Here is a 17,445-nt window from a genome sequence, read left to right as displayed (position 1 = left end):
AGAACAATGTATAAAATCATCACCTCTCCTCCTGAGCACCCATCATTCACCTCCGAGGCTGCTGACCTTCAGAACTTACCAAACCATCATTGCAATATACAACATGAGCTTCACACCCCATTTAGCACCCGCTAATTATTGGCGTACCACTTCATCCACAGCCATGCAGACGCCCTTCATTTTTTCCTAAACCATCTTTTGGGCTCCCATTGCACAGGTGTTGCAAAGCTGTGCAGCACCATACCCACCAGGCACCACCAACCTGTAGCAGGGTTCTCATACAAAAAATCAGGCCTATAGCCAATAAACAGCAAGTAAGAACGCTCCATAATCCTCATGTAGTAAGTTATAAAAAACAAATTAAAAATTAGACAAACCCAAAAACTCCACCACCTGAAGTTCTGCCCAGAAAATCTGTACCTGAGTGCATGCGCGGCGACCACACCCATAATTACGCAGACTCCAAACAGCCAGGAGATCATTCCTTTGTCAACTCCACCCAGATCAACTCCCCGTTCATGACATTTACCCCAAGCTCAAACGTTACAAGAGTCGTCCCCATTTTTTTGTAAGCAGGAACCATATCAGCCCTGACATACCTGTAGAGTCGCCATGCAGAACGACTGACCACGAGCGTGGTCAACCCAAACACCGAAAGAGCGATTTCCATAACCCCATACGCAACATTCCCATGTGACGCTTTCCCACCAAGAGCCTTCGCCATTTCTTGATAGCCCGACCGAAGTGGTCCTACCGTATCGGTTCGCCTTTGAATAATATTCCGGCCATTTTCATAAATTCCATTGATTCCGTGCTGTACGAGCGCAATACCACCCGTAGCACATGCAATCCCTGCGGAAAGTTTGCAGACCGCAACGCCTCCAGCAACTTGCAACACTCCAGCCGCCAAACCCGCAACCAACCTTGAATATTGAAGCGCCTGCCGAGTCAATTCGACATGCTCTTTTTTTATAAGATTCAGCCCTTGCTCCGGCGTTTTCTTCCCCGTCCGAACCTCCTCCACAATGCCCTTCCCGACATACGCCATCTCCTGCGTGAACTGCAGCCGCAACATCCCGTCATCCAAACACCGCGCGGCCACCTCACAGGCATATTGAGTCAGCCGGGCCGCCGCATGGCTCACTTCCCAGAAGTCGTCATCCCACGGGACCTCGTGCTCGCTGCGCGCCGTCATTCCTCACCCCAGGTCGAATAACCGGTGGTCCCCGCCGCATGGTGCACCCAGGAAATCTCCCGATAGCGGATCGCCAGGTGCTCCTGCGGTTCCTGCTCGTTGAGCAGGACGGCATGGGGCATGGCCACGTTCTGCTGGACGATCAGCCCGCCGCCGAGCCTTACCGAGTAGTACCGCTCCTGCAGGCCCGCAGCACTGGTGCGGAAAAAGGTGAGATCGCACTCCACCCGCTCCCTCGAATCGAGCGCCTGCGCCAGCAACGGAGTGGACTTGTCGACGAACTTGGTGAGGTAGACCGGTCGGTGCAACGCCCGGCTGACGCTGTCGAGGTTGGAAAGGCTGTGATCGAAGGCGAGAATCATGATCTGGTCCCGATGACCCGCCTGGCATTTGTTGCCGATGGAGTCTTGAGTGGAACACCCCGCCGAAATCAGGCCCTGAAGCGCGCCCGTGATCGTCATGTAGCCGTGATAAGCCATGCTGCGAACTCCCTGTAAAAAGTTCGCACTGTAAAAACGTAAAACCTCGTTGTATGTCGGACGCGTCCGAAATTACGACATAGAGAAGTTACCAAGTACGACAGACAATCGCGCCCCGACGTGCCATCCGCGCGCTTGACCGCCCTGCGCCTGCCACCCCATGCTCAGCCGCTTCCACCCACGCGCAAGGAACGACCGCATGAAGCTGGAAACTCTCGCCATCCACGCGGGCTTCAGCCCCGACCCGACCACCCGGGCCGTGGCCGTGCCCATCTACCAGACCACCTCGTTCGCCTTCGACGACACCCAGCACGGTGCCGACCTGTTCGACCTGAAGGTGGCCGGCAACATCTACTCGCGCATCATGAACCCCACCAACGACGTGCTCGAACAGCGCATGGCCGCCCTCGAGGGCGGGGTCGGCGCGCTGGCCGTGGCCTCCGGCATGGCCGCCATCACCTACGCCCTGCAGACCGTCGCCGAGGCCGGCGACAACATCGTCTCGGTGGCCAAGCTGTACGGCGGCACCTACAACCTGCTGGCCCACACCCTGCCGCGCATGGGCATCACCACCCGCTTCGCCGCCCACGACGACATCGCCGCCCTCGAAGCGTTGATCGATGAACGCACCAAGGCGGTGTTCTGTGAGTCCATCGGCAATCCCGCCGGCAACATCGTCGATATCCAGGCCCTGGCCGACGCCGCCCACCGCCATGGCGTGCCGCTGATCGTCGACAACACCGTCGCCACGCCGATCCTCTGCCGCCCGTTCGAGCACGGCGCCGATATCGTCGTGCACTCGCTGACCAAGTACATCGGTGGCCATGGCACCAGCATCGGCGGCATCGTCATCGATTCGGGCAAGTTCCCCTGGAGTGAAAACAAGGAGCGTTTCGCCCTGCTCAACACCCCCGACCCGTCCTACCACGGCGTCACCTACACCGAAGCCTTCGGCCCCGCCGCCTTCATCGGCCGCTGCCGCGTGGTGCCGCTGCGCAATACGGGCGCTGCGCTGTCGCCGTTCAATGCCTTCCTGATCCTGCAAGGCCTGGAAACGCTGGCCCTGCGCATGGAGCGCCACACCGAGAACGCGCTCAAGGTCGCCCGTTACCTGCAACAACACGACCAGGTGGCCTGGGTGAAGTACGCCGGCCTGCCCGACCACCCCGAGCATGAACTGGCCCAGCGCTACACCGGCGGCAAGCCGGCGTCGATCCTGTCGTTCGGCATCAAGGGCGGCCAGGCGGCCGGGGCGCGTTTCATCGATGCGCTGCAACTGGTGGTGCGCCTGGTGAACATCGGCGACGCCAAGTCGCTGGCCTGCCACCCCGCCTCCACCACCCACCGCCAGCTCAACGACGAAGAGCTGGAAAAGGCCGGCGTGCCACGGGACATGGTGCGGCTGTCGATCGGCATCGAGCACAGCGACGACATCATCGCCGACCTCGCGCAGGCGCTGGAGGCCAGCCGCGCTTGAGTCACCCGCGCCCCACCCAATGCCGACGGCGGGCGCGCACCTTGCAGAACCGGAACCCCGCGCAATGACCCTTTTCTACCTGAAACTCATCGTCACCCCGCTGCTGATGTGGGCCATCTCCCTTGCCTCGCGACGCTGGGGTGGCCTGCTGGGTGGGTTGCTTTCCGGGCTGCCGATCACCTCGGCCCTGGTGATGACCTTCCTGTGCCTGGAACAAGGCACGGACTTCGCCTTGGGCGCGGTGCCCGGCGCGCTCGGTGGGCTGGCGGCGGTGCAGGCCACCTACACGTTCTATCTGTTCGCCACACGCAAGCTTGGTATCGCTCCGGCGGTCGTACTGGCGATCCTTTTCTACGGCCTGGCGGCCTACGCCTTCACCCACTGGGGCAGCCTGTACCTGTCGATTGCCGTGGCGTTGCTACTAATCGCCGTGCTGATCCGCGCCAGTGGCCGCGAGCCCACACCCGATACACTCGCACGCCCCCGACACCGGTACTGGGAGATTCCTCTGCGCATGGTGTCCGCCACCTCGTTGCTGATGATCACCACCAGCCTGGCCAGCTGGCTGGGCCCGGCGACCAGCGGCATGCTGGCGCCGATTCCGGTGATCGCCTGGCCGCTGGTGGTGTTCGCCCATGTGCAGGGTGGGCGGGCCGGGATGGCCGCGATGGTACGGGGCAATGCCATCGGCGCGGTGGGGGTGATTGCGTTCTACCTGGCGATGGCAGGGCTGCTCGAGCGGCTGGGCGTGGCCATGACCATCAGCTTGGCCATGGGGCTGGCGGTAGTGCTGACTGTCGGGCTGGCGGCGCTGTCACGCAAGAAACAACGCCCTCAGTAGGAGCGGCTTCAGCCGCGATGCAGACAGCGCGGTGCCTGGCACCCGCTGCGCGGGTGATCGCGGCTGAAGCCGCGCCTACGGAGGTTTTGCCAAATCGATGGGTAATCGGTGATGGCAAACTGGCATTCCGGCAAACCTCGACAATACTGGCTCGTCACATGGATTTCCTTGCCCACACACAACAAAAGGGAATTTGCGATGAGCCACAACCACCCCCTGGACGTCGCCATCATCGGCGGCGGTGTCTCCGGTACCTACAGCGCCTGGCGCCTGCAACAGGCCCACGGCACCAACCAACGCATCCAACTCTTCGAATACGGTGATCGCATCGGCGGGCGCCTGTTCAGCGTCAACTTGCCCGGCCTGCCCAATGTGGTCGCCGAAGTGGGTGGCATGCGCTACATGCCCGGTGCCGACGGCCATGTGATGGTCGATACCCTGGTGCAGCACCTGGGCCTGCCGAGCAAAGTCTTCCCCATGGGTAACGAACAGGACCATATCGGCGCCAAGGACAACCTGTTCTACCTGCGTGGCCAACGCTTGCGCTTCCGCGACTTCGTCGAAGCGCCGCACAAGATCCCCTACGACCTGGGCTGGACCGAGCGCGGCTACAACCCCGAAGACCTCCAGGTCAACGTGATGAACAGCCTCTACCCCGGCTTCGACAAACTGAGCCTGGCCGAGCAGATGCAAGTGCAGGTGTTCGGCAAGCCGATCTGGCGCTACGGCTTCTGGGACCTGCTCTACCGCGTACTGAGCAACGAAGGCTACCAATTCATGAAGGACGCCGGCGGCTATGACGCCAACGTCGCCAACGCCAGCGCCGTGACCCAGTTGCCCGCCACCGAGTACAGCGACGCCACCGTGTTCCACACACTCAAAGACGGCTTCCAGAGCCTGCCGCTGACCCTGGCCCAGCGCTTCGTCGAGCACGCCGGCGGGCTGGTACCCGGCGACCAGCGCATCCAGATGAACCGCCGCCTGACCGCCCTGAGCTACAGCGGCAACAGCGAATACCCCTACCGCCTGCACCTGCGCCACACCGAGACCATCAACGGCAAGACCCACGACCTCGAAGGCGAGGACGTGGTAGAGGCCCGCCAGGTGATCCTCGCCCTGCCGCGCCGCTCGCTGGAACTGATCGACTCGCCGCTGTTCGACGACCCGTGGCTCAAGGACAACCTGAAGTCGGTGCTGGTGCAGTCGGCCTTCAAGCTGTTCCTGGCCTACGAGCAACCCTGGTGGCGCAACCTCGGCCTGGTGGCCGGGCGTTCGGTCACCGACCTGCCGATCCGCCAGTGCTACTACATGGGCACCGAGTGCGATCAGCCGGGCGGCGAACAGACCTTCAACTCGCTGCTGATGGCCTCCTACAACGACATCGGCACCGTGCCGTTCTGGAAAGGCCTGGAAGACGGCCCCGAGTTCGTCGGCTACACCCCGCGCAGCCTCGAAGGGCGCATCGCCAACGACGCGGTGGTGCCGCGCACGCAGTTCCAGATCAGCGACGAGATGGTACGCATCGCCCAACGCCAGGTCACCCAGTTGCATGCACAGGTCGAGCTGCCGGCGCCGTACTCGGCCGTTTACCACGCCTGGGACGCCGACCCGTACGGCGGTGGCTGGCACGAATGGAAGGCCAACTACCGCGTGGACCTGATCATCCAGAAGATGCGCCACCCGGTGAAAGACCAGCAGGTGTTCATCGTCGGCGAGGCCTACTCCTATGGCCAGGGCTGGGTCGAGGGCGCGCTGACCACCGCCGAGTCCACCCTGCAGGAGTTCTTCGAGTTGCCACGCCCCAGCTGGTTGCCCGCCAGCTATCAGTTGCTGCCAACCCCGGCGCCAGAGGAAATCGACTACAGCAAGCCACCCATGCCCACGCATCCCGCGCAGGTGCTCGACGGCATCACCCAGAACATCTGTGCGGGGATCAAGCCATGAGTCAATTCACCGTGGCCGACTACTTGCTCACCCGGCTCAAGCAACTGGGCCTGGAGAAGGTGTTCCAGGTGCCGGGGGACTATTGCTCGCACTTCATGAGCGCGCTGGATGCCTTCGAAGGTATCGACGCCGTGGGCGAGATCTACGAGATGGGCGCCGCCTACAGCGCCGATGGCTACGCCCGGGTGCATGGCCTGGGTGCCGTGTCGCTGCAATACGGCGTGGGCACCTTCAGCGCGGTGAACGCCATCGCCGGCGCTTTCGTGGAGCGCAACCCGGTGGTGGTGATTTCCGCCAGCCCCTCGACCGCAGACCGCCTCAAGGCCAATAGCCAGAATGTGCTGTTCCACCACTCCACCGGCGACTTCGAGGCCGACCGCAACGTGCTGGAACAGGTAACCGTGGCCTGCGAGATCCTGTCCGACCCGCACCGTGCGCCCTGGCAGATCGACAACGCCCTGATCGCTGCGCTCACCCACCGCCAGCCCATCTACCTGGAGGCCTACCAGGATATCTGGGGCGCCGAGGTGAACCGCCCCCACGGCCAGTTGACCCCGGCCCCGCGCCCGTCCAACCCGCAGGCCCTGCAGGAGCTGGTCGATGCCACCGTCCGGCGCCTGGCCGCGGCGCGCCAGCCCCTGGTGCTGCTGGGCGTGGAGGTGATCCGCTACGGCCTGCAGGATGCCGTGCAACATCTGATCGACAGTTGCGGCCTGCCCTTCTCCACCACCCTCGACGCCAAGACCGTGCTCGACGAAAGCCAGGCACCGTTCATCGGCACCTACGCCGGCCCCGCCTCGCGCCCGGAAACCTCGGCCCGGGTGGACGCCTGCGACTGCATCCTGGCCATCGGCGTGATCTTCACCGATGACTACCTCGACCTGTTGAATGCGCGCTACGGCCAGATCATCCAGGTGAACTGCGAACTGGCCCGCGCCGGCGACGACAACTACCCCAACGTACGCCTGCCGGACTACGTCGACGCGCTGCTCAAGGCCCTGAAGGTGGACACCCAGTTCCCCCGCCAGGGCATGGCCCTCGCCGCTGCGCGTCCGCTGCTGGGCAGCGGTGCGGTGCCCAGCGCGCTGAGCTACGCGAGCTTCTTCGACAGCCTGGTGAACTTCGCCCAGGAACACCGCCTGTGGCAGACCAGCACGCTGATCCTGGGGGAAAGCTCGTCGCTGTACGTGGCCAGCAACATCAATGGCATGCCCCGCGGCAGCTTCATTTCCGACGCCATCTGGGGCTCGCTCGGCCACGAGACCGGCTGCGCCCTGGGCGTGGCGCTGGGCAGCGGCCGCCGCCCGGTGGTGGTGGCCGGCGATGGCGGGTTCATGATGGTCAGCCAGTCGCTGGCGGCACTGGCGCGCAACCAGGTCAATGCCGTGGTGTTCGTGATGAGCAACCAGGTGTATGCGATCGAGCAGGCGTTCGTCGATCCCGATGCGTTCACTCCAGGCGGTGAGTTCGCGCCATTCGATACCCTGCCCACGCTGGATTACACCGCGTTGGCCACAGGGTATGGTGCGCTGGGGTATCGGGTGGAGACGGTGGACCAGCTGGAGCAGTTGCTGGCGCAGTTGCTGATGGTCGTGGGCCGTCCGGTGCTGGTGGAGGTGAAGATCGCCGAAAAAGACTTTGCCGAGCAGATCAAGCGGTTGGCTGGGGTGAGCAACTCCTGTTGAGGGTCGGTGAGAAGCCGCTTCCCCATCAGTGGAAGCGGCTTCTCATTCCCCTGAGCGGCACTGCCCACTCACTCCCCCCAGAACGATGTACGTACCAGCACCGGCACCTTGACACGGCTGCGCTGCCCTGCACGCTCTATCAGCAGCCCGCTGGCCTCGATGGCGAGCAGACGCACGCCACGGGCCAGCTCCTCGCCACTGCGCACCGCACGGGCCGGGCCGCCGTCCAGGCTGACGATGGCCACAGCGCCCTGGCTACCCGCCATCACCCCGCTGACCTTGATGTCCACCTGCACGGGGATATCGGCGAACCAGCGAGCGGCAGGCGCATCGCCCATGGCCTGCGTGGCAACGGGCTCAACCAGATTCGCCGACGGTGCCGACGGCAACATCACGCTGGCCCAGGTGAGCACGCCGGCAACTGCGGCCAACGCCCCCAGCCCTTGCAGCAGCAGGTTGGGGGAAAAGGTGATGCGGGCAATCTGCATGGTCACGGGCTCCTTGTGCACCTGCGCCCGAGCATAACGGCCAATTCTCACGGTTTTGTTTCACATCGCGATCATCTTCGTCGGGCATGCTGCCTTGCAGGACAAGGAGCGATTCTGTGAATGGACAACGCGGCTTCACCCTGATCGAGCTGATGGTGGTACTGGTGATCGTCGGAATCGCCAGCGCCGCCATCAGCCTGAACATCCGCCCCGACCCCGGCAAGCGTCTGCGCACCGACGGCGAACGCCTGGCGCACCTGCTGGAACTGGCGCAAAGCGAAGCCCAGGCCGACGGCCAGCCCCTGCGCTGGCAAAGCGAGCCAGGCGGCTATCGCTTCGTCCGGGCCGACGGACAGGTGCTCGCAGAGGGTCCGTTGCAGCCACGACGCTGGCAGGCCGAGGCGGTCAAGGTACAGGTCGAGCCGCGTGGCCCGCTGTGGCTGGAGGGCGAATGGGTCACGGCGCCCCTGAGCCTGCGCCTGCGCAGCGGCCAGGCCACGGTGCAACTGACGCGCACGGGCGCCGGGCAGGTCCGGGTGAGCCAGCCATGAAGTGCCGCGCCCAAGGCTTCACCCTGATCGAAGTGATGATCGCCATCCTGCTGATGGCGGTGGTCAGCCTGATCGCCTGGCGCGGGCTGGACAGCGTCAGCCGCGCCGACCGCCATGTGCGCCAGGCCAGCGAGGACAGCCAGGCGGTGCTACGGGTGTTCCAGCAACTGGAGCGCGACCTGGCGCTGCGCGCGACCCTGGAGCTGGCCGAACCACCGCTGCCGGGGCGCGAGCCGCCCGACAAACCGCTACTGCCTGCCCTGCGCGCCCGCCCCGACCGTCTCGAGCTGGTCCGCAACGGCGCCGTGCCGGGCAGCGGCCTGCAACGTGTGCGCTGGTATGTACGCGGTGGCATCCTGTATCGCGCCATGGCGCCAGCCAGTGACCGTTACCCGCTGCCGGCGCCAAAGGCGGCGACGGCGGTACTGGCCAACGTGACGGTTTTCAGCCTGCGCGGCTGGCAGGCCAAGGGCGGTTGGCAGGCACCGGGGAGCCAGCCCCTGGACAACCCTGCCGGCCTCGAAGTGCGCCTGGCCTGGCGTGGCCCCCAGGGCGAGGAGCACTACCGCCAGGTACTGGGCCCCTTCAACTGACCAGCACCACGCCACCGGGCAACTCCAGGCAACGAGCCCCGTAGGCGGCGCGGATCAGCTCGGCGGCCTGGGGCAACTGCTCGAAGCTCAGGCGCGCCTGCACCCGGCGACGCCCCAGGGACGGATTGAGCAGCAGCAGGCGCCCGGGGCGGTAGCGGTTGATCTCGTCGATCACCTGGGCCAAAGGTGCGTCGTTGAACACCAGCATGCGCTCGCGCCAGGCCATCACCTGGCTGGCATCGAAGGCTTGGGGCTCGCCGATCTGCCGAGCGCCAAAACGCAGCTGGCGCCCGGCTGGCAAGGCTTCGACACGCCCCAACGCCGTAATGCGCAGCTCACCGCTCAGGCAGGTGACACAGACACCGTCGTCGTCTTCGCGCACATTGAACCGCGCCTGTTCGGCACGGATCAGCCCCTCGCCCGCGCGCACCTGCACAGCGTGGCGGGCGAACACCTCGATCTCCCCTCCCAGCAGCGCGATGCCGTGTGCCTGGCGACTGACACGGGTGCGTACATTCATCTCCAGGTCGATCCCCGGTGCAAGTTCGACCCGGCGCTGCTCGCCCAACGCCGTCTCGAAGGCAGCCGGTTGAACATCAACGTTGCCCAACAGGCCGGTGTTCCAGGCCGCGAATGCCGCCGTGGCCGCCACCGCGCCACCGAGCAAGGCTCGCCGCCCCAGGAGCGGCAGCACCTGGTTGGCCTGGCATGCGGCAGGCTCCAGCAGCCGCCACAATCGACGTGCCTGGGTGAAGGCTTCGGCATGCGCCGGGCTGCGCGCGCACCATTGTCGCAGGGCTTGGGCATCAGCCTCGGTGGCCTGGCCGGAGGTCAGCCGCACGACCCAGTCCTGGGCCTGGCGCTGCAAGTCGGGATCGGGCGAAATCTGGTGCATGGTGCTCACATGAAAGAATCGACTATTGATCAAGACGGTTTTCCCGCCCCCGGACCGAACCGCTGGAACGCTTTTCTGTCCAGGCGCATTGCACAATGTCCCAGCGCGGCCTTGAGCTCTTTTTCCACGGTGCGCGTGGAAATGCCGAAACGCTGGGAGATCTCCAGGTGCGAAGCCTCCTCCAGGCGTGCGGCAATGAAGATTCTGCGGCGCCTGGCCGGCAGCTCGTAGAGCGCCCCCAGCAGGTTCTGGATCTCGCGCTGGCCACCGACGATGCGCGCCGGGTCCTGGTCCTCGGCCACCTGCAGCAGGGCTTCGATCTCGGCGCCGGTAAGCAGCCGTGCGTCGGCCTCGCGGCGGTCGGCGGCGACGTTCAGGGCCATACGGTACAGATAGGCGTCCGGCTTCTGCAGGTTGTGCACCACCTCCATGCGGTCGACCCGCAGGTAGGTTTCCTGGAGTACATCGTGGGCCAGGTCATCGCACCCGAACCGGCGCTTCAGGCGTAGCCTGAGGGCGTCGTAGGAGTTCAGAAACAGTTTGAGCAACGCACTGTCCCGAGGTGTGTTCATGCCGCCGCAGCTCCTTGCGATAAAGGGCAATCCATAGGTACCGGGCGCAACAGCAGGGTGACCGGCTGCGCCAGGGATGTCGGTGGTGCGCGTTGCAGACGCACCGCGCGCAAACGTTCGACCAGCTCGGCGTCACGGGTGAAATCGCCGGTCGTGGCCAGCAGCCGGCTCTGCACCAGTTGGCCTCCCGCGTCGATCCACACCTGCACGGCCGCCCGGTAGCTGCCGGGGCGGGTCAGTGTGGAGCTGCACAAGGCCTGCTCCACCGCTTGTTGCAATGCCAGGGCATAACTGTTGCCCTCCGTTGTTGTGGTGCTGCCGCGCCCCCCACCTGTCACCGTCTCCCGACGCACTGGCTGCAAGGTGAAACCGCCCGCCGCGCTGTAGTGGGCTTGCAAGCCGGTGCCTTGCAACAGACGCTGCAGGCCTTCCCGCGCGGCGTAACGTCCCTGTACCCGGCTTGAGCGTTGCCCGGCCAGCAGCGCCTGGTCGACCAGCACCGCCAGGCCGCTCTGCCGGGCGAAGCTGTCCAGGGCCAGGTTCAAAGGCTGCGCCGGGATATCCAGGGCCAATGGCACCTGGCTGCGCACGGGCAGCGCAACCAGCAGCCAGGCCAGGGCCACCAGGCCGGCCACACGCAATGCTCGCATGGATGAACAGGCCTCCTTGCTGGCCGCCGCTGCCCGGGAAACGCCATCCTGGGGCTTGTGCATGACGCTGTGGTGACAGTGCGCGGCAACCAAAGCTTCACCCAGGGTCGACACAGCACGGGCTAGACTTCGCCGAGGAATGGTTCAAGGAGTGTGCCCATGGGCAGATTGTCGCTGGCTACCTGTGCACTGCTGGCCTGTGCGTTGCCGGCGCTCGCCGAGACGCCCAAGACCGGCCAAGGCTGCATCGACGTGCAGGTCGGCCAGTCACGGGTATTGGCCTATGACTGCCTGAGCCAGCAGTTGCAAGGCAGCGATCCGCGGGCGGCCAAAGGCCTGCGGGAACGGCTTGATCCGGTGCAGCAGTTGCAACGCCAGGCACCGAACCAGATGGGCTTGGCCACGCCGGCGGCGACTTCGACGCGGATGGGTAATGCATTCGGTGGCTCGGTGCTACCGCAACGACCTTGAAATCAAGTACGGCGCTGCTGTAGGAGCCGGCCTTGCCGGCGAATGGGCCAGAGCAATCAGCACAAGGCAGTGGCAACCCCAGGGGATGTTCGCCCATTGATTTTGCGAATTGAAATAAATTGAACGTCTGCGCGCGGTAGGCTTCCAATGATTGATGACTGCCCTCGATCATCCGGAGCTCCGCCATGCGCATGTCCTGCCGTGCCCCCTGCGCCTGCCTGGAACTGGACTACGTACGCGACACCCTGTTCGGCCCGGTGGCGCAACACGCCGAATGCCAGGTCCAGATCGCCGCCCTGAGCCTCCAGGGCCGCCCGGCCCTGCGCCTGCATATCGAGCCGCCGCTGCCTGGCAAAGTCGACCGTGCGCACAGTGTGTCGTTCACCTGGGAGGGACGCAGCTATCGAGGCGTCGTTCGCGATCACGTCAAATGTGGGGATGGCGGGCTGAACCTTCTGCTCGAACTGCAATGAGCCGGCCCTGTGTGTACCCGGCCAACCTTGGTCGGCCGGGTTGACCTGATGCTCAGGCGATGGCCTTGAGCGTGGATGGATGGGCGTGACGCTGCTCCTTGAGCTGCGTCACCAACCCCACCAGGTCGCGGCAACTGTTGAGGCTGGCGACCGGAACGCCGGTCAGGGTCAGGCAGTCGTCCAGGTTCTGCCCCTGGCCCAGGCGGATGGTGAGGTTTTCGCCGTCCGGGCAGCTTACCTCGCAGCGGTCCGGCAGGCAGGCCTGCTCGATCATCTGCCGCATCTCAAGCATTGAAACTCCTATCAACGACATGGTACGACCCTCTCTGTGCTGGATGGCCTGTCATGTGAGTACGCTTTCGCGTGGACGGGCGCCAATTGATATTGCCCATGCCCAAGCGGCGCTTCATGCGTCGCGCCTAATGAAGGCATGCAAGATCCTCTAGCACCTTAGTGGAAGAATCCTGCCAGGCAGTGTTCGTTCGATCATTTGCGCGCACGGAGCGACGGGTGGTCGGAAACTGGACGATAAGCGAGCCTCGTTCAGGCGCTGCCATTTCGGCGCTACAACCGCGCCAGTTCCTCCCGGCAGAACTCCACGAACAACTGCGCCGGCTTGGTCAACTGCACACGCTTGAGGTGCGCCGCCGCCAACCCCGACAACGCCACAGGTTCGACGATATCCAGCATCACCAGACGCTGCCCGTCGTAGGTGAACTCCGAACAGGGCCGGGTGACCAGCAGTGAAAAGCCGAAGCCTTGCCCCACCATGCCCCGCACCATCTCGATGGAGGGTGAGCTGAAGACGATGTTGGGTGTCAGCCCCAGCTCGTTGAACAGGCTGACGAAGTAAGTGCGACTGGGCGCCACGTCGAGCAAGATCATCGGTTCCGGGCACAGGTCGCGCAGCGACACCTGGGTCTGGCCGGCAAACCGGTGCTTCTCCGGCAGCAGCACATAAGGCTTCTGCGCCGCCATCAATGGCTCGGTCTCGATGGTGCCGTCCAGGTCGTGGTCGTAGAGGAAGGCCAGGTCGAAGGTACCGGCGGTCAAGCCCTGGATCAGGTCTTGCTGCTCACCGTCGCGCAGGCGAATGTCCACGCCTGGGTAGCGCTGGCGAAAGCCGGCGATCAGCCTGGGCAGGTACAGCGGCGCGACGGTCTCGAAGCAGCCGATGTCGATCTGACCGGCCACGGTGTCGTTGTCGGCCAGGGCATTCTGTTCGAACTCACGGGCCATCTGCAGCAGCGACTTGGCCTTGGCATAGAAACGCTTGCCGCCAGGGGTCAGCGACACGCCCTGAGCGTGATGACGAATGAACAGCTGGACACCGAAGCTCTCTTCCAGGCTCTTGATCGCCGTGGAGATCGAAGGCTGGGCGATATAGAGCTGGCGCGACGCCTCGGCGACGCTGCCGGCCTCCACCGTGGTGACGAAGTACTTCAGTTGACGCAAGGTGTAGGAAGCCACGGGCATCTCTCTGGCGCCACTGCCGACGCGCGGGGAATATTCCTGTCAGCTTACCTCGTCGTCGGTGTGATGCGGGGGTGGTGCAACCAAGGATTTAGCTGGGCGTTGAGGATATTTTCAGTGGCCTGAATGCAAAGACCACCGTCAGTGGGGCCCCACTGACGGTGGTCTACAAGGTCGGCTGGACCTGAGGGTGATCAGTCGAACTCCCAATCAGGCTGGCAATGTCCGACCGGCGTCAGATAAGTGCCCTCTGGGCAGCTATCAGCGGCATGGGCAATCTGAATCATGCCTGCGGTTGCGATGAGAGCGATCAATGCGAACTTTTTCATACATGTTACCTGGGTAAAATTTCGGGATTCAACTGCGGCAGGCGAGTAATCCTACTCATCCCTGCCACCAGCCCGACAAACTTTACGCAATGCACCCGGCACAAGCGTTAGCTAAAACCTCAGGAATACCCAGAAAACATATCTCAGCTTCGCAGGCAAAATCCCCGCTTACCAAATTACGCGGTAATTAGACTACAGGGAACTTCCTCCAGGGCTGCTTGTTCACCCGGCCCGGGCTTGAACTCAGCACATTTGGTTGTGCTGGCCGGAGGACGAACAGGGTCGGCAACACTCGGCTGGAGCAGGCGTTCAGCCAGGGTTGGCACATAGCCCGGAAGCACGATACGGCCCATTTGCAAACACTGGCGTGGTTGTCTGGTCAGGGGCTGTTTCCGATTGGCTGCGGGGTGTGGGTGTTAGCGGCAGCCCATCGCGGTGGGCTGCCCAGGAACACGAACACACCAACGCCTGGGAACGGTATTCGCAGGCGCGGGTGTAGGAAGGTCAGTAGACGCGGACTCGGTCAGTCGAATTCAAAGCTTGGCTGGCAGTGCCCGGCACCCGTGAGAAACGTGCCCTCCGGACATTGGATGGGGGCAATGTTGCCAACATAGCCGACGGGCCGATTATCAGCGGGCGTCACGGTATCGCCCCTGATGCACGGTGATGTAGCAGCCAACTCGATGTCGGTTGAATGCATGCTCTCGTCGCCATGGGTTATCTGGGCCAGGCTTGCAGTGGCCAATAGTGCAATCGATACGATCCTTTGCATGTTTCTCTCCTTGAATGAGGGCTCCGCCGTCATGTGCTGTGCATGAAGGGCAGCACTGCGCGTTCAGCGCGATAAAACTGTATACCCCAGTGCCACCCTTTGATTGAGCTCAGATGCCAGCAACCACGTAGGAGACCTCATCAACCACCCATCAAGCAGGCTGGCCGCCGCTTCGATGGCCGGATGGCACGCCCTCGACATGCCTTTCGCCAAGCATGCCTCGCTCGACGATGAAATCGATCACCGCCTGCAACCCGTCGCCCCGCTTCAGGTTGCTGAACGTCCACGGCCGCTCAGGGCGCATGCGTCGGGTATCGCGCTCCATCACCTCCAATGAGGCGCCGACATACGGCGCCAGGTCGGTCTTGTTGATCACCAGGAAGTCCGACTTGGTGATACCTGGCCCCCCCTTGCGCGGGATCTTCTCGCCTTCGGCGACATCGATCACATAGATGGTCAGGTCGGCCAGCTCGGGGCTGAACGTCGCACTGAGGTTGTCGCCGCCACTCTCAACGAAGATCACTTCGAGGTTGCCGAACTTGCGTGCCAGCGCCTCGACAGCGGCGAGGTTCATCGAGGCATCCTCGCGAATCGCGGTGTGCGGGCAGCCACCCGTCTCGACGCCGACAATCCGCTCGGGCTCGAGTGCGCCAGCTTCGGTGAGGATGCGCTGGTCTTCCTTGGTGTAGATGTCGTTGGTCACCACGGCGATCTCGTAATGATCGCGCATGGCCTTGCACAGGGCTTCAAGCAGCGCGGTCTTGCCGGAGCCCACCGGGCCGCCGACACCGACACGCAGGGGTTGCTGGTAGTTTTGCATCGTGGCAGTCCTCAGGAACGGAACAAACGGGTGTATTGGGTTTCGTGGCGCGATGAGGCGATGGCCAGCAACGGCAGGCCGCCGCCGAGCTGGTCATCGTCGAGCGCCAGTGCGTGATCGAGCACGGCAGGCAGTTCCTCGCCCAGGTCGCGCAGCAGCGTCTGGGCGGCTTGTTGACCGAATGGCACTAGCTTGACGCCCGCCATCACCGCCCCCTCCAGCCAGGCAAAACCATGGCCCAGGGCGAGGTCGCGCAATGGAACAGACCAGTGCGCGCCAAGCCAGGCCATGCCACCGAGCTGGCTGAGCTCGAGGCTGCTGCGCCAGGCCGAATCCTGGCCCAACTGCCAGCCATCGAGCAGGCGAGCCAAGGCGCTGCCACGCTGGGTCTCCTCGAGACGCAACTCGGACGTCTCGCGGTTGGCCAGCAGGAAACGGCTCCAGTGGGTGAACGCCTCGGCGTCGTCGGCCTGGCAGGCGTGGTACAGGCGTGCCAGTACGGGCCAGTCGAGGCAACCAAGGGTGTCGTGCAGTTGCTCGCGCTGCCAGGCGGCGAAGCCTGCGACAGACCTTACCCAGCCCGCTTCGACAGCCCATTCCAGGCCTTGCGAGTAGGTGAAACCACCCACCGGCAGGCCCGGGCTGGCCAGCTGCAGCAAACGCAGCAACGCCAGGTCAGTGTTCATCAGCCAGCCAGCACCAGCGCGGCGCCGGCCAGCAGGCCACCACCAAAGGCTTTCTGCAGGCCGGCATGGCGGCGCAGCAGGCAGCCCACTGCGTAACCGACCACCAGCAGCAGGCCGCTGACCGTGACGAAACCGGCGCTGAACAGCCAGAATGCGCTGGGCGTGGCCTCGACGCCGTGGGCCCAGCCATGGAACAGGGCGAACACCGGCATGACCAGCGACAGCAGCAACTGACGGCTCGGCAGCAGCATGGCGGCGGCAGCCACCAGCAGCGACGCGATGATCATCTGTTCCATGCCCAGCACATCACCGAACAGATGGCCGCACACAGCACCGCCGAACATGGCCGCCAGGGTGGCCAAAGGCAGCGTGAGGGTGCGCCGGGTCAAGGCCGCGAGCACACCCGTGCCGATCAGCATCAGCAAGTGATCGAGACCGGTCAGCGGATGCAGCAGGCCGTCCTGCAGCGGGTTGGCGTCGTGACCGGGGTGGGCGAAGGCCGGCAAGGCCACCATCAACAGCATCAGGGCGAAAGTCTTTTTCATCGCAAGCTCCAAAGGTGGTTCAGGAATGGGTGGGCAGGCGCACGAACGGATGATCGTGGCCATGAGCATGGCTGTGGGGCGCACTCTGGTAGGCGCCGGCCTCGGGCTCGAACGGCGCCTGCTCGGTGTCGACGTTCAGGCCCAGGCCGCGCAGCATGTCGTCGAGCACATGGTCATGCTGGTAACGCAACAGGCCCGGCTCGATCTGCAATGGCACATGGCGATTGCCCAGGTGGTAGGCGGCGCGGGCCAGCAGGTGCGGGTCGTCGCAGCGCACCGTCGACACCGCCTCGGGCGCCGCCAATACGCGAACCACATGGCCGCCGTCGGTGTCGCAGAGCAGCTCGCCGCCGCGCAGCAAATGGCCGCGTTCGAGCATCAGCCCAGCCTCGCGGCCATCGTCCAGCTTGACCCGCAGCCGGCTCTTGATACGGCTGTCGACATCGAGCGTGAGGGTGCCGGTGACCGTGGCGGCTTCGGCGAGGCGCCGGGTGAGTACGATCATG

General features: G+C 64.2%; 22 protein-coding genes. 8 read left to right on the top strand and 14 right to left on the bottom strand.

Annotated elements, in window-relative coordinates:
• Nucleotides 1–478: 478 nt before the first annotated feature.
• On the bottom strand, nt 479–1,195 hold the full coding sequence (locus tag JYG34_RS10320) for a DUF4225 domain-containing protein (protein WP_213660588.1): 717 nt from the start codon (nt 1,193–1,195) through the stop codon (nt 479–481).
• Nucleotides 1,192–1,674: an Hcp family type VI secretion system effector gene (locus JYG34_RS10315; protein WP_213660587.1), complete on the bottom strand. Its 483-nt coding sequence runs from the start codon at nt 1,672–1,674 to the stop codon at nt 1,192–1,194. Before JYG34_RS10315 ends, JYG34_RS10320 begins: the two co-directional genes overlap by 4 nt.
• A gap of 199 nt (nt 1,675–1,873) precedes the next feature.
• Between JYG34_RS10315 and JYG34_RS10310 the strand changes: the two genes are divergently transcribed.
• The 4 genes from JYG34_RS10310 to JYG34_RS10295 all read left to right on the top strand — a co-directional run bounded on the left by JYG34_RS10310 (nt 1,874) and on the right by JYG34_RS10295 (nt 7,621).
• On the top strand, nt 1,874–3,151 hold the full coding sequence (locus JYG34_RS10310) for a bifunctional O-acetylhomoserine aminocarboxypropyltransferase/cysteine synthase (protein ID WP_213660586.1): 1,278 nt from the start codon (nt 1,874–1,876) through the stop codon (nt 3,149–3,151).
• Nucleotides 3,152–3,215: 64 nt separating this feature from the next.
• Nucleotides 3,216–3,992, top strand: coding sequence for a hypothetical protein (locus JYG34_RS10305; protein ID WP_213660585.1), 777 nt, complete (start codon nt 3,216–3,218; stop codon nt 3,990–3,992).
• Nucleotides 3,993–4,190: 198 nt separating this feature from the next.
• The gene (locus JYG34_RS10300; protein ID WP_249746242.1) at nt 4,191–5,936 is read left to right on the top strand and encodes a flavin monoamine oxidase family protein; all 1,746 of its coding nucleotides are present in this window, start codon (nt 4,191–4,193) and stop codon (nt 5,934–5,936) included.
• Nucleotides 5,933–7,621, top strand: a complete 1,689-nt coding sequence (locus tag JYG34_RS10295; protein WP_213660583.1) for an alpha-keto acid decarboxylase family protein — start codon at nt 5,933–5,935, stop codon at nt 7,619–7,621. Before JYG34_RS10300 ends, JYG34_RS10295 begins: the two co-directional genes overlap by 4 nt.
• 68 nt (nt 7,622–7,689) lie before the next feature.
• On the opposite strand, the gene JYG34_RS10290 is transcribed toward JYG34_RS10295, so the two are convergent.
• On the bottom strand, nt 7,690–8,109 hold the full coding sequence (locus JYG34_RS10290) for a type II secretion system protein N (protein WP_213660582.1): 420 nt from the start codon (nt 8,107–8,109) through the stop codon (nt 7,690–7,692).
• Nucleotides 8,110–8,225: 116 nt separating this feature from the next.
• Here JYG34_RS10290 and JYG34_RS10285 point away from each other — a divergent pair, with 116 nt between their 5' ends.
• Nucleotides 8,226–8,660 (top strand): GspH/FimT family pseudopilin, encoded by a 435-nt coding sequence (locus JYG34_RS10285; RefSeq protein ID WP_249746241.1) that lies wholly within the window; start codon nt 8,226–8,228, stop codon nt 8,658–8,660.
• Entirely contained in the window at nt 8,657–9,253 is a 597-nt protein-coding gene (locus JYG34_RS10280; protein WP_213660580.1) for a type II secretion system protein GspJ, read from the top strand. Before JYG34_RS10285 ends, JYG34_RS10280 begins: the two co-directional genes overlap by 4 nt.
• On the opposite strand, the gene JYG34_RS10275 is transcribed toward JYG34_RS10280, so the two are convergent.
• Genes JYG34_RS10275 through JYG34_RS10265 form a run of 3 tightly spaced genes read right to left on the bottom strand, consistent with a single transcriptional unit; the run spans nt 9,246 to nt 11,370 of the window.
• The gene (locus tag JYG34_RS10275; protein WP_213660579.1) at nt 9,246–10,148 is read right to left on the bottom strand and encodes a FecR family protein; all 903 of its coding nucleotides are present in this window, start codon (nt 10,146–10,148) and stop codon (nt 9,246–9,248) included. The genes JYG34_RS10280 and JYG34_RS10275 overlap by 8 nt on opposite strands.
• A 29-nt stretch (nt 10,149–10,177) precedes the next feature.
• Complete coding sequence (locus JYG34_RS10270; protein ID WP_213660578.1) at nt 10,178–10,720, bottom strand: RNA polymerase sigma factor; 543 nt, start codon at nt 10,718–10,720, stop codon at nt 10,178–10,180.
• Nucleotides 10,717–11,370 (bottom strand): STN domain-containing protein, encoded by a 654-nt coding sequence (locus tag JYG34_RS10265; protein ID WP_213660577.1) that lies wholly within the window; start codon nt 11,368–11,370, stop codon nt 10,717–10,719. Before JYG34_RS10265 ends, JYG34_RS10270 begins: the two co-directional genes overlap by 4 nt.
• Nucleotides 11,371–11,529: 159 nt before the next feature.
• On the opposite strand from JYG34_RS10265, the gene JYG34_RS10260 reads away from it, so the two are divergent.
• Nucleotides 11,530–11,841: a hypothetical protein gene (locus JYG34_RS10260; protein WP_213660576.1), complete on the top strand. Its 312-nt coding sequence runs from the start codon at nt 11,530–11,532 to the stop codon at nt 11,839–11,841.
• Nucleotides 11,842–12,026: 185 nt separating this feature from the next.
• Complete coding sequence (locus JYG34_RS10255; RefSeq protein WP_213660575.1) at nt 12,027–12,314, top strand: hypothetical protein; 288 nt, start codon at nt 12,027–12,029, stop codon at nt 12,312–12,314.
• Between the two features lie 52 nt (nt 12,315–12,366).
• On the opposite strand, the gene JYG34_RS10250 is transcribed toward JYG34_RS10255, so the two are convergent.
• From JYG34_RS10250 to ureE, 8 genes are all read right to left on the bottom strand, one after another.
• Nucleotides 12,367–12,627 carry a DUF1652 domain-containing protein gene (locus JYG34_RS10250; RefSeq protein WP_213660574.1) on the bottom strand — a complete coding sequence of 87 codons (261 nt, stop codon included), beginning with the start codon at nt 12,625–12,627 and terminating at the stop codon, nt 12,367–12,369.
• 251 nt (nt 12,628–12,878) lie between these two features.
• Nucleotides 12,879–13,784, bottom strand: coding sequence for a LysR family transcriptional regulator (locus JYG34_RS10245; protein ID WP_213660573.1), 906 nt, complete (start codon nt 13,782–13,784; stop codon nt 12,879–12,881).
• 197 nt (nt 13,785–13,981) lie between these two features.
• Entirely contained in the window at nt 13,982–14,116 is a 135-nt protein-coding gene (locus tag JYG34_RS26445) for a hypothetical protein (RefSeq protein ID WP_283811812.1), read from the bottom strand.
• 523 nt (nt 14,117–14,639) lie between these two features.
• The gene (locus JYG34_RS10240; RefSeq protein WP_213660572.1) at nt 14,640–14,888 is read right to left on the bottom strand and encodes a hypothetical protein; all 249 of its coding nucleotides are present in this window, start codon (nt 14,886–14,888) and stop codon (nt 14,640–14,642) included.
• Between the two features lie 151 nt (nt 14,889–15,039).
• Nucleotides 15,040–15,708 (bottom strand): urease accessory protein UreG, encoded by a 669-nt coding sequence (gene ureG, locus JYG34_RS10235; protein WP_213660571.1) that lies wholly within the window; start codon nt 15,706–15,708, stop codon nt 15,040–15,042.
• An 11-nt stretch (nt 15,709–15,719) separates the two neighbouring features.
• Complete coding sequence (locus JYG34_RS10230) at nt 15,720–16,394, bottom strand: urease accessory protein UreF (RefSeq protein ID WP_213660570.1); 675 nt, start codon at nt 16,392–16,394, stop codon at nt 15,720–15,722.
• Nucleotides 16,394–16,939 carry a HupE/UreJ family protein gene (locus tag JYG34_RS10225; protein ID WP_213660569.1) on the bottom strand — a complete coding sequence of 182 codons (546 nt, stop codon included), beginning with the start codon at nt 16,937–16,939 and terminating at the stop codon, nt 16,394–16,396. The genes JYG34_RS10230 and JYG34_RS10225 overlap by 1 nt, the downstream gene beginning before the upstream one ends.
• A 19-nt stretch (nt 16,940–16,958) precedes the next feature.
• Nucleotides 16,959–17,444: an urease accessory protein UreE gene (gene ureE / locus JYG34_RS10220; RefSeq protein WP_213660568.1), complete on the bottom strand. Its 486-nt coding sequence runs from the start codon at nt 17,442–17,444 to the stop codon at nt 16,959–16,961.
• Nucleotide 17,445 lies beyond the last annotated feature (1 nt).

It is taken from the genome of Pseudomonas entomophila (assembly GCF_018417595.1).
Classification (GTDB): Bacteria; Pseudomonadota; Gammaproteobacteria; order Pseudomonadales; family Pseudomonadaceae; genus Aquipseudomonas; species Aquipseudomonas entomophila_C.
The sequence above is the reverse complement of the archived record's forward strand: the minus strand, read 5'-3'. Positions and strand labels throughout refer to the sequence as shown.

Excerpts from the sequence above, each read along its gene's own strand:
- JYG34_RS10320 (WP_213660588.1), bottom strand. The coding sequence starts at position 1,195 with ATGACGGCGCGCAGCGAGCACGAGGTCCCGTGGGATGACGACTTCTGG.
- JYG34_RS10315 (WP_213660587.1), bottom strand. The coding sequence starts at position 1,674 with ATGGCTTATCACGGCTACATGACGATCACGGGCGCGCTTCAGGGCCTG.
- JYG34_RS10310 (WP_213660586.1), top strand. The coding sequence starts at position 1,874 with ATGAAGCTGGAAACTCTCGCCATCCACGCGGGCTTCAGCCCCGACCCG.
- JYG34_RS10305 (WP_213660585.1), top strand. The coding sequence starts at position 3,216 with ATGACCCTTTTCTACCTGAAACTCATCGTCACCCCGCTGCTGATGTGG.
- JYG34_RS10300 (WP_249746242.1), top strand. The coding sequence starts at position 4,191 with ATGAGCCACAACCACCCCCTGGACGTCGCCATCATCGGCGGCGGTGTC.
- JYG34_RS10295 (WP_213660583.1), top strand. The coding sequence starts at position 5,933 with ATGAGTCAATTCACCGTGGCCGACTACTTGCTCACCCGGCTCAAGCAA.
- JYG34_RS10290 (WP_213660582.1), bottom strand. The coding sequence starts at position 8,109 with ATGCAGATTGCCCGCATCACCTTTTCCCCCAACCTGCTGCTGCAAGGG.
- JYG34_RS10280 (WP_213660580.1), top strand. The coding sequence starts at position 8,657 with ATGAAGTGCCGCGCCCAAGGCTTCACCCTGATCGAAGTGATGATCGCC.
- JYG34_RS10275 (WP_213660579.1), bottom strand. The coding sequence starts at position 10,148 with ATGCACCAGATTTCGCCCGATCCCGACTTGCAGCGCCAGGCCCAGGAC.
- JYG34_RS10270 (WP_213660578.1), bottom strand. The coding sequence starts at position 10,720 with ATGAACACACCTCGGGACAGTGCGTTGCTCAAACTGTTTCTGAACTCC.
- JYG34_RS10265 (WP_213660577.1), bottom strand. The coding sequence starts at position 11,370 with ATGCGAGCATTGCGTGTGGCCGGCCTGGTGGCCCTGGCCTGGCTGCTG.
- JYG34_RS10260 (WP_213660576.1), top strand. The coding sequence starts at position 11,530 with ATGGGCAGATTGTCGCTGGCTACCTGTGCACTGCTGGCCTGTGCGTTG.
- JYG34_RS10255 (WP_213660575.1), top strand. The coding sequence starts at position 12,027 with ATGCGCATGTCCTGCCGTGCCCCCTGCGCCTGCCTGGAACTGGACTAC.
- JYG34_RS10250 (WP_213660574.1), bottom strand. The coding sequence starts at position 12,627 with ATGTCGTTGATAGGAGTTTCAATGCTTGAGATGCGGCAGATGATCGAG.
- JYG34_RS26445 (WP_283811812.1), bottom strand. The coding sequence starts at position 14,116 with ATGAAAAAGTTCGCATTGATCGCTCTCATCGCAACCGCAGGCATGATT.
- JYG34_RS10240 (WP_213660572.1), bottom strand. The coding sequence starts at position 14,888 with ATGCAAAGGATCGTATCGATTGCACTATTGGCCACTGCAAGCCTGGCC.
- ureG (WP_213660571.1), bottom strand. The coding sequence starts at position 15,708 with ATGCAAAACTACCAGCAACCCCTGCGTGTCGGTGTCGGCGGCCCGGTG.
- JYG34_RS10230 (WP_213660570.1), bottom strand. The coding sequence starts at position 16,394 with ATGAACACTGACCTGGCGTTGCTGCGTTTGCTGCAGCTGGCCAGCCCG.
- JYG34_RS10225 (WP_213660569.1), bottom strand. The coding sequence starts at position 16,939 with ATGAAAAAGACTTTCGCCCTGATGCTGTTGATGGTGGCCTTGCCGGCC.
- ureE (WP_213660568.1), bottom strand. The coding sequence starts at position 17,444 with ATGATCGTACTCACCCGGCGCCTCGCCGAAGCCGCCACGGTCACCGGC.